The sequence below is a fragment of the Nocardia sp. XZ_19_369 genome (assembly GCF_015355715.1).
GTDB lineage: Bacteria > Actinomycetota > Actinomycetes > Mycobacteriales > Mycobacteriaceae > Nocardia.
Window position 1 is genome coordinate 857,786 of sequence record NZ_JACVED010000003.1, and the last position, 9,515, is coordinate 867,300.

The 9,515-nt window shown below is 65.6% G+C and carries 10 protein-coding genes; all 10 read left to right on the forward strand.

Annotation, left to right across the window (positions count from 1 at the left end):
- The first annotated feature begins 69 nt into the window (after positions 1-69).
- The 10 genes from IBX18_RS15400 to murA all read left to right on the forward strand — a co-directional run bounded on the left by IBX18_RS15400 (position 70) and on the right by murA (position 9,119).
- Positions 70-318, forward strand: coding sequence for an ATP synthase F0 subunit C (locus tag IBX18_RS15400; RefSeq protein WP_107654446.1), 249 nt, complete (start codon positions 70-72; stop codon positions 316-318).
- Between the two features lie 5 nt (positions 319-323).
- Positions 324-887 (forward strand): F0F1 ATP synthase subunit B, encoded by a 564-nt coding sequence (locus IBX18_RS15405; protein WP_107654447.1) that lies wholly within the window; start codon positions 324-326, stop codon positions 885-887.
- 19 nt (positions 888-906) lie between these two features.
- On the forward strand, positions 907-1,716 hold the full coding sequence (locus IBX18_RS15410; protein WP_135235072.1) for a F0F1 ATP synthase subunit delta: 810 nt from the start codon (positions 907-909) through the stop codon (positions 1,714-1,716).
- An 84-nt stretch (positions 1,717-1,800) separates the two neighbouring features.
- A complete protein-coding gene (gene atpA / locus IBX18_RS15415) occupies positions 1,801-3,438 on the forward strand; it encodes a F0F1 ATP synthase subunit alpha (RefSeq protein WP_194834303.1) in 1,638 nt (545 codons plus the stop codon).
- Between the two features lie 66 nt (positions 3,439-3,504).
- Complete coding sequence (locus IBX18_RS15420; RefSeq protein ID WP_147139484.1) at positions 3,505-4,476, forward strand: F0F1 ATP synthase subunit gamma; 972 nt, start codon at positions 3,505-3,507, stop codon at positions 4,474-4,476.
- A gap of 16 nt (positions 4,477-4,492) precedes the next feature.
- A complete protein-coding gene (gene atpD / locus IBX18_RS15425; protein ID WP_107654451.1) occupies positions 4,493-5,941 on the forward strand; it encodes a F0F1 ATP synthase subunit beta in 1,449 nt (482 codons plus the stop codon).
- Between the two features lie 6 nt (positions 5,942-5,947).
- Positions 5,948-6,325 (forward strand): F0F1 ATP synthase subunit epsilon, encoded by a 378-nt coding sequence (locus IBX18_RS15430; protein WP_194834304.1) that lies wholly within the window; start codon positions 5,948-5,950, stop codon positions 6,323-6,325.
- Between the two features lie 194 nt (positions 6,326-6,519).
- On the forward strand, positions 6,520-6,936 hold the full coding sequence (locus IBX18_RS15435; protein WP_186818745.1) for a DUF2550 domain-containing protein: 417 nt from the start codon (positions 6,520-6,522) through the stop codon (positions 6,934-6,936).
- 99 nt (positions 6,937-7,035) lie between these two features.
- Positions 7,036-7,617 (forward strand): cob(I)yrinic acid a,c-diamide adenosyltransferase, encoded by a 582-nt coding sequence (locus tag IBX18_RS15440; protein ID WP_194834305.1) that lies wholly within the window; start codon positions 7,036-7,038, stop codon positions 7,615-7,617.
- Between the two features lie 242 nt (positions 7,618-7,859).
- Entirely contained in the window at positions 7,860-9,119 is a 1,260-nt protein-coding gene (gene murA, locus IBX18_RS15445) for a UDP-N-acetylglucosamine 1-carboxyvinyltransferase (protein ID WP_107654455.1), read from the forward strand.
- The last annotated feature ends 396 nt before the right edge of the window (positions 9,120-9,515 follow it).

Sequence of the window (9,515 nt, forward strand, 5' to 3'; positions counted from 1 at the left end):
TGACTTACCGGAAAACCTGCTACACCTCGCCGACCGGCGGGTGTGCAACAGAAAGGGAATGGAAGACTCATGAGCCTCGCGTACCTGGCCCAGGAAGCCGCAACCACCTCTGAAAAGGTCAAGGGATACGGCGCCATCGGCTTCGGTCTGGCGGCTATCGGCCCCGGCATCGGCGTCGGCATCGTCGTCGGTAAGGCCATCGAAGGCATCGCCCGTCAGCCCGAGCTGCAGGGCCAGATCCGGACCACCATGTTCCTCGGCATCGCGTTCACCGAGGCGCTTGCCCTGATCGGCCTCGTCGCCGGCTTCATCTTCTGATTCCGATGAACGAGTTCTCTGTTCTCGCAGCGGAAAGCGGAGAGGATGTGAATCCTCTTATCCCCGAGACGTACGACATCGTGTGGTCGATTGTCTGCGTCGCGATCATCGCGGTCCTCTTCTACAAGTACGTGATCCCGCGTCTGATGAAGACGCTCGACGAGCGCACCGACAAGATCGAAGGCGGCATCAAGCGCGCCGAGATCGCCCAGGAAGAGGCCCAGCTCACGCTGCAGCAGTACCAGCAGCAGCTGGCCGAAGCCCGGCTCGAGGCCGCACGCATCCGTGAGGAAGCGCGCACCCAGGGCCAGCAGATCCTCGCGCAGATGCGCGCGGACGCACAGGCCGAAAGTGACCGCATCGTCGCCGCGGGTCACAGCCAGCTGGAAGCACAGCGCCAGCAGATCCTGACCGAACTGCGCACCGAACTCGGCCACACGGCCGTAGATTTGGCCGAAAAGATTATCGGGCAGTCGGTTTCGGACGAAGCTAAGCAGGCGGCGTCGATCGAGCGGTTCCTGACCGAACTCGACGACGAGTCGAAAGCCGGCATCGGGGTCGGAAGGTAGCGACGCGAAAGTGAGAAGCATGTACGCAGCGAGCCGCGAGGCCTGCGCCCGGTCTCGGGAGGCGCTCAGGGCCGCTCTGACCGGAAGCGACAGTGTCGCGGCAACGACGGGGTCCGAACTGTTCGCCGTTGTCGCCGTGCTGGACGACCAGCGTTCGCTGCGTGTTGCGCTCGCGGACGTGTCGGTGCCCGGCTCGGCCAGGGCCGAGCTCAGTGAGCGGGTCTTCAGCGGAAAGGTCAGCCCGGCCACCCTGGCCGTGCTGACCACCGCGGTGGCCCAGGACTGGTCCCGGACCGCCGACCTGGTCGACACCCTGGTTTTGCTCGGGCAAGAGGCATTGCTGGAGTCGGCGGCCGACAGCGGCCGTCTCGACGCGGTCGAGGACGAGCTGTTCCGGCTCGGTCGGATCATCAGCGACAACCCCGAGCTGGAGCAGGCCCTTTCCGACCGGACGAAGCCGGCCCAGGCCAAGCGGGAACTGGTCGATCGCCTGCTCACCGGCAAGACCGAATCCATCACCCTAACCCTGGCTGAGCAAGTGGTGACCAGGCAGAAGACGGCAGTCGGGGTGGCATTCGACGAACTGTCCGACCTGGCCGCGGCCCGCCGTGACCAGATCGTGGCGCACGTGCGCGCGGCGATCGAACTGTCGGCGCAGCAGCGCGAGCGGCTCGCCGCCTCGCTGCATCGCATCTACGGCAAGCCGGTCCAGGTGCACGTCCAGGTCGACCCGAGTCTGCTGAGCGGGCTCGTCGTACACGTCGGCGACGACGTCATCGACGGCAGCGCCATCGGCCGACTGGAACGGCTGCGTCGGTCCCTGACCTGACGACGCAGGGTCCACCCACCCCGCCGGCTTTGCCGGCTGCCGACCCCCACCCCCGACATTCGACACAGCGAGAGCAGGAAGAACATGGCGGAGCTGACGATCTCCTCCGACGAGATCCGTAGCGCGATCGAGAGCTACACGCAGAGCTACACCCCCGAGACCTCCATCGAAGAAGTCGGTGTTGTCACCGACACCAGCGACGGCATCGCGCATGTCAGCGGCCTGCCCTCGGCGATGGCCAACGAACTGCTCGAGTTCCCGGGTGGCGTGCTCGGCGTGGCGCTGAACCTCGAGGACCGCTCGATCGGTGCGGTCATCCTCGGTGAGTACGCCCAGCTCGAAGAGGGCCAGCAGGTCCGTCGGACCGGCGACGTGCTCTCCGTCCCGGTGGGCGACAACTTCCTCGGCCGCGTGGTCGACCCGCTCGGCCAGCCGATCGACGGCCTGGGCGAGATCGAGGCCGAAGAGCGCCGCGTGCTCGAGCTGCAGGCCGCGACCGTGCTGGAGCGTCAGCCGGTCGAGGAGCCGCTGGCCACCGGCATCACCGCCATCGACGCGCTGACCGCGATCGGCCGTGGCCAGCGTCAGCTGATCATCGGCGACCGCAAGACCGGCAAGACCGCGGTCTGCATCGACGCGATCCTGGCGCAGAAGGCGAACTGGGACTCGGGCGACCCGGCCAAGCAGGTGCGCTGCATCTACGTGGCCATCGGCCAGAAGGGTTCCACCATCGCGGGCGTCAAGACCGCGCTGGAGGCCCGTGGCGCGCTGGAGTACACCACCATCGTCGCGGCCCCCGCGTCGGACTCGGCCGGCTTCAAATGGCTTGCGCCGTACACCGGTTCGGCCCTCGGCCAGCACTGGATGTACCAGGGCAAGCACGTCCTCATCGTGTTCGACGACCTGACCAAGCAGGCCGAGGCGTACCGCGCCATCTCGCTGCTGCTGCGTCGCCCGCCGGGCCGCGAGGCGTACCCGGGTGACGTCTTCTACCTGCACTCGCGTCTGCTGGAGCGTTGCGCCAAGCTCTCCGACGAGATGGGCGCCGGCTCGATGACCGGCCTGCCGATCATCGAGACCAAGGCCAACGACATCTCGGCGTTCATCCCGACCAACGTGATCTCGATCACCGACGGTCAGGTGTTCCTCGAGTCCGACCTGTTCAACAAGGGCGTCCGCCCGGCGATCAACGTCGGTACCTCGGTCTCCCGTGTCGGTGGCGCGGCCCAGACCAAGGGCATGAAGAAGGTCGCCGGCTCGCTGCGCCTGGAAATGGCGCAGTTCCGCGAGCTGGAGGCGTTCTCCGCCTTCGCCTCCGACCTCGATGCCGCGTCGCTGGCGCAGCTCGAGCGTGGCGCCCGCTGGGTCGAGCTGCTCAAGCAGGACCAGTACTCGCCGGTTCCGGTCGAGAACCAGATCGTCTCGATCTTCCTGGTCGACGCCGGCTACTACGACTCGGTTCCGGTCGCCGACATCCGTCGCTTCAACAACGAGCTGCTCGAGCACCTGCACCGGGTTGCGGGCGACGCGTTCAAGTCGATCGAGGGCGGCAAGGTCCTCAAGGACGAGGCGGCCGACCAGATCAAGTCGGAGACCGACAAGTTCAAGCAGGGCTTCCTCGCCTCCGATGGCAGCCGTGTGGTGAACGAGGCCGAGGCGGCCGATCTCGAGCACGAAGAGGTCGAGACGCTGTCGGTCACCCGCAAGCACGTCGAGAAGTGACCCAGGTTCGGGACTGATGCGAGTTATTCGTGGTACCGATACGAATGAAGGGAGTGTGAACCGCTGATGGCAAGTTTGCGTGAATTGCGCTCCCGCATTCGTGGTGTGAATTCGATCAAGAAGATCACCAAGGCCCAGGAGCTGATCGCGACCTCGCGAATCTCCAAGGCACAGGCCAGGGTTGCGGCCGCCAAGCCGTACGCCGAGGAGATCACCAAGGTCCTCGGCGAGCTGGCGAGCGCGTCGCAGAACCTGACCCACCCACTGCTGACCGAGCGCGCCGAGCCGCGCCGGGCGGCGGTGCTGGTGATCACCAGTGACAGCGGCATGGCCGGTGGCTACAACTCGAACGTGCTCAAGCGGGCCGAAGAGTTGATGCACACGCTGCGTGGCGAGGGCAAAGAGCCGGTGATCTACGTGATGGGCAGTAAGGGCATCACGTACTACACCTTCCGTAACCGCCCGCTGGTCGCCGCGTGGCACGGGTTCTCGCAGCAGCCGAAGTACACCGATGCCTCGGAGGCGTGCCACCACCTGGTGGACGCCTTCATGGCAGGCGCCGACGGCCAGGTGCCCGCTCCGGACGGATCGGGCGAGATCGCAGGCGTCGACGAGCTGCACATCGTGTACACGCGGTTCGTATCGATGTTGACGCAGACCCCGGAGGTGCGCCGGTTGGCGCCCATCCAGGTGAGCTATGTCGATGAGAACTTCGACATGGGTGAGGACTTCGTCTCCGATTCGCCCACGGCGGATGTACACGCGCAGTACGAGTTCGAGCCCGACGCCGATGTGCTGCTGGCGGCCCTGCTGCCCAAGTACATCAACACGCGTATCTACTCATCGTTGCTCGAGGCAGCGGCATCCGAGTCCGCGGCTCGGCGCACCGCAATGAAGGCAGCCACCGATAACGCCAACGAACTTGCCACGGATCTTTCCCGGCAGGCGAACTCGGTGCGGCAGGCCCAGATCACGCAGGAAATCAGCGAAATTGTCGGCGGCGTAAACGCGCTGGCTTCGAGCTCGGACCGCGACTAAGCGCAGGAAGAGAAAAATGACCGCAGCAGTCACGCAAGACAACACGAGTCGGACCGGCGCAGACTCAGGTCGCGTCGTCCGAGTCATCGGCCCCGTCGTCGACGTCGAGTTCCCCAGGGGCTCGATTCCCGAACTGTTCAACGCGTTGCACGCCGAGATCGAACTGACCTCGGTGGCAAAGACACTGACCCTCGAGGTCGCCCAGCACCTCGGCGACGGCATCGTGCGCTGCATCTCCATGCAGCCCACCGACGGCCTGGTCCGTAGCGCTCCCGTCACCGACAGCGGCAAGCCGATCTCGGTGCCGGTCGGCGACGTCGTCAAGGGTCACGTCTTCAACGCCCTCGGCGACTGCCTGGACAGCCCGGGTCTCGGCCGCGACGGCGAGCAGTGGGGCATCCACCGCAAGCCCCCGTCATTCGACCAGCTCGAGGGTAAGACCGAGATCCTGGAGACGGGCATCAAGGTCATCGACCTGCTCACCCCGTACGTGAAGGGTGGCAAGATCGGCCTGTTCGGTGGCGCCGGTGTCGGCAAGACCGTGCTCATCCAGGAGATGATCACCCGTATCGCACGGGAGTTCTCCGGAACCTCGGTGTTCGCCGGCGTCGGCGAGCGCACCCGTGAGGGCACCGACCTCCGCCTGGAAATGGAAGAGATGGGCGTCCTCCCGGACACCGCCCTCGTCTTCGGCCAGATGGACGAGCCGCCGGGCACCCGTATGCGCGTCGCCCTCTCGGCCCTCACCATGGCCGAGTACTTCCGCGACGTGCAGCACCAGGACGTGCTGCTGTTCATCGACAACATCTTCCGGTTCACCCAGGCCGGTTCCGAGGTGTCGACGCTGCTCGGCCGCATGCCTTCGGCCGTCGGTTACCAGCCCACCCTCGCGGACGAGATGGGTGAGCTCCAGGAGCGCATCACCTCGACCCGTGGCCGGTCGATCACCTCGCTGCAGGCGATCTACGTGCCCGCCGACGACTACACCGACCCGGCACCGGCCACCACCTTCGCCCACCTCGATGCGACGACCGAGCTTTCCCGCCCGATCTCGCAGAAGGGCATCTACCCGGCCGTCGACCCGCTGACCTCGACCTCCCGCATCCTGGAGGCCTCGATCGTCGGCGACCGGCACTTCGCCGTTGCCAACGAGGTGAAGCGGATCCTGCAGAAGTACAAGGAACTGCAGGACATCATCGCCATCCTCGGCATGGACGAGCTCTCCGAAGAGGACAAGGTCCTCGTCGGTCGCGCCCGTCGCCTGGAGAAGTTCCTCGGCCAGAACTTCATCGTGGCCGAGAAGTTCACCGGTCAGGTCGGTTCGGTGGTTCCGCTGGAGCAGACCATCGACGACTTCGACCGGGTCTGCAAGGGCGAGTTCGACCACTTCCCGGAGCAGGCGTTCAACAGCTGCGGTGGCCTCGACGATGTCGAGGCGGCCGCGAAGAAGATCGCCGGAAAGTAGTCACCGATGTCGGAAATGTCAGTTGACCTGGTCGCCGTCGAACGACGGCTCTGGGCCGGGCAAGCGACGTTCGTCAGCGCGCAGACCACCGAGGGCCAGATCGGCATCATGCCGGGTCACGAGCCGCTACTCGGCCAGCTGGTCGAGGGCGGCACGGTGGCCATCGTCTCCACCGAGGGTGAGCGCATCGTCGCGGCGGTGCACGGCGGCTTCTTCTCCGTGACCGCCGGCACGGTCCGGATCCTGGCCGAGTCCGCGGAGTTCGCGGACGAGGTCGATGTCGAGGCGGCACGGCGCGTGCTGGCCGACTCGGCGGCCAGCGAAGAGGATCAGCTCGCGGCGCAGGCCCAGGTCCGCGCGGCGGAGCAGGCTGCGAACGCGTAAGCGACAACCGGATATTCGAGCACGAGACTGTCGGCGGCGAAGAGACCTTCGCCGCCGACAGTCGTCTTCACACCTCTTGCGGTCGTCTTAATACACGGCCCCCCAGTTTGTAAACTTGGTGTCGTGGTTGAATGACCGCGGGGTGTCGACGACACGGCGACAGAGCGAAGGGACGAACTGCATTGCAGACCGGGATGGTTCTCCTGATCATTCTGGTGCTCACGCTCGTGTTCTTGGCCCTGGCCTCGACCTATCGCCTGATCATGTTGCGGCGCGGCGGAACCGCCGCACTGTTGCGAGTATTGCCCGCCCGCGGTGGTCAGGGTTGGCGGCACGGTCTGCTCCGATATGACGAAGACCGAATGGTCTTTTTCAAGTTGACCAGCCTGAAACTCGGCCCCGACTGCACAATTCACCGTCAGGGCATCGAGATCGGTGACCGCCGCGGACCCGTCGGCGACGAATTCGACATCATGAGCGACGACATCGCGGTGATCGCGGTGGCCGATCGGGAGGGCAGCTTCGAACTCGCCCTGGATCGGGCCTCGCGGACCGCGTTTCTGTCCTGGGTGGAGTCTCGCCCGTCGGACCGCACCCGCCGAATGCGTTGATCCTGCCTCCGGATCCGACCGCCCGCCCGGAACGCAACAGTCGAGCGCATCGCTGTGCGGCACAGGGCTCAGGAAGACGGGGGAGCTAGGGTTGGTCCTGTGAGTGTTCATCTGACGCGGATCTATACGCGCACCGGCGATGACGGGACCACCGGTCTCAGCGACTTCTCGCGGGTGGCGAAGACCGATCCTCGGCTGGTCGCGTACGCCGATTGCGATGAGACGAACGCCGCAATCGGGGTGGCGATCGCGCTAGGGCAGCCCGAGGAGCCGTTGCGTGCGGTGCTGCTGCAGATACAGAACGATCTGTTCGATGCGGGCGCCGATCTGTCTACCCCCGTTGTCGCGGAGCCGAAGTATCCGCCGCTGCGCATCACCCAGCCCTACATCGACCGGCTCGAAGGCTGGTGCGACGAGTTCAATGCTGAACTGCCGACACTGAATTCGTTCATTCTGCCGGGTGGCACCCCACTGGCGGCGCTGCTGCACACGGCGCGCACCGTCGCCCGTCGCGCGGAACGTTCTGCCTGGGCAGCGATAGAGACACACCCGGACGACACGAATGTTTTGCCGGCCAAGTACCTGAACCGGCTCTCGGATCTGCTGTTCATCCTGAGCCGCGTGGCCAATCCCGGCGGCGATATCCTGTGGAAGCCCGGCGGAACCAGGTCGAGCACCTGATAATGCTCGAGACGCGAGGACGCATGTCCTCGAGTTCATGGGTTACACCCCGGGTAGACCCAGAACTCGGGGGACGGTAGGAGGCGAAGCCGACGGGGTGGGTGAATTCAGCCCGGCACCCGACCGGCGGCCCGCAACCGAACTACCGTGGCACCCACTAGTGCGCTGAATACCCGGAGTGGCGGAACAGTGCCGCAACTATCCTTGCACCCAACAGTGCGCCGAATACGCGGAGAGGCGGCATGGAACGGTTTTTGGTTACCGGCGGGAACAGACTCGTCGGTGAAGTCGCGGTGGGGGGCGCCAAGAACAGCGTCCTCAAGCTGATGGCCGCTGCCTTGCTGGCCGAGGGCACCACCACGATCACGAACTGCCCGGACATTCTCGACGTGCCGCTGATGGGTGACGTGCTGCGCGGCCTCGGCTGCGACGTCGCGATCGATGGCGGGGTGGTCACCATCGACACCCCCGCAGAACCGAAGTACCACGCGGACTTTCCCGCGGTGACGCAGTTCCGTGCGTCGGTGTGTGTGCTCGGGCCGCTGATGGCGCGCTGTAAGCGGGCGGTCGTCGCGCTGCCCGGCGGCGACGCGATCGGCTCCCGCCCGCTGGACATGCACCAGGCCGGCCTGCGGTTGCTCGGCGCGACCAGCGAGATCGAGCACGGCTGCGTGGTCGCGCGGGCCGACGAGCTGCAGGGCGCCAAGATTCGGCTCGACTTCCCCTCGGTGGGGGCGACCGAGAACATCCTGATGGCGGCCGTGCTCGCCGAGGGCGAGACGGTGATCGACAACGCCGCGCGCGAACCCGACATCGTCGATCTATGCAACATGCTCGTGCAGATGGGTGCGCGAATCACCGGTGCCGGCACCTCGGTGCTGACGGTGCAGGGCGTCAAGCGGTTGTCGCCGACCACCCACCGCGTGATCGGCGACCGCATCGTCGCGGCGACCTGGGGCATCGCCGCCGCGATGACCATGGGTGACGTCCGGGTCACCGGGGTCAATCCGAAGCACCTGTCGCTGGTGCTGGACAAGTTGCGTTCGGCGGGCGCGCGGATCTCGTTCGAGCAGGACGGCTTCCGTGTCGTGCAGGCCGAGCGGCCGCGCGCGGTGAACTTCTCCACGCTGCCGTTCCCCGGGTTCCCCACCGATCTGCAGCCGATGGCCATCGGTCTCGCGGCGATCGCCGACGGCACCTCGATGATCACCGAGAACGTCTTCGAGGCGCGCTTCCGTTTCGTGGAGGAGATGATCCGGCTCGGCGCCGATGCGCGGACCGATGGGCATCACGCGGTGGTGCGCGGTATTCCGCGGTTGTCGAGCGCGCCGGTGTGGTCCTCTGACATCCGGGCGGGCGCGGGTTTGGTACTCGCCGGTCTGGTTGCCGACGGAACCACCGAGGTGCACGACGTCTTCCACATCGACCGCGGTTACCCGAATTTCGTCGAGCAACTGCAGGCTCTGGGCGGCGAAGTAAAGCGAGTCGGCGCGGCCGAATGAAGCGTTAGCGCCGAAAACCCTTCCTGACCAGGCGATTTGACATCGTGCACGCAGACACGTAACTTTATTCGAGTCAGAGCGACACGGACACCGACCCGGAGCCGAGAAGCCAGCGGAAACGCTGAGCGAAGGCCAGGGACACGAGGTAGTACGAGGAGCGCCTGACGCTCACACTAGCTTGACTGAGACCCCGATTTGGTTCTGGGGGAGCGGCTGAGCTAAGCTGGATAAGTTGCCTCACGGACGAACCGGTTAGCGCCGGGGATGAAGTGTGTGCGTGTGTTCTTTGAGAACTCAATAGTGTGTCGATGAATGTCAGTGCCAATTATTTAATTGGTTCCGGCTTCTCATACCCCCCGGTTGAGAGGTCGGACATTTAGTCAGCAAATCTTTTTG

Coding starts and splice junctions, on each gene's coding strand:
- IBX18_RS15400 (WP_107654446.1), top strand. CDS start 70: ATGAGCCTCGCGTACCTGGCCCAGGAAGCCGCAACCACCTCTGAAAAG.
- IBX18_RS15405 (WP_107654447.1), top strand. CDS start 324: ATGAACGAGTTCTCTGTTCTCGCAGCGGAAAGCGGAGAGGATGTGAAT.
- IBX18_RS15410 (WP_135235072.1), top strand. CDS start 907: ATGTACGCAGCGAGCCGCGAGGCCTGCGCCCGGTCTCGGGAGGCGCTC.
- atpA (WP_194834303.1), top strand. CDS start 1,801: ATGGCGGAGCTGACGATCTCCTCCGACGAGATCCGTAGCGCGATCGAG.
- IBX18_RS15420 (WP_147139484.1), top strand. CDS start 3,505: ATGGCAAGTTTGCGTGAATTGCGCTCCCGCATTCGTGGTGTGAATTCG.
- atpD (WP_107654451.1), top strand. CDS start 4,493: ATGACCGCAGCAGTCACGCAAGACAACACGAGTCGGACCGGCGCAGAC.
- IBX18_RS15430 (WP_194834304.1), top strand. CDS start 5,948: ATGTCGGAAATGTCAGTTGACCTGGTCGCCGTCGAACGACGGCTCTGG.
- IBX18_RS15435 (WP_186818745.1), top strand. CDS start 6,520: ATGGTTCTCCTGATCATTCTGGTGCTCACGCTCGTGTTCTTGGCCCTG.
- murA (WP_107654455.1), top strand. CDS start 7,860: ATGGAACGGTTTTTGGTTACCGGCGGGAACAGACTCGTCGGTGAAGTC.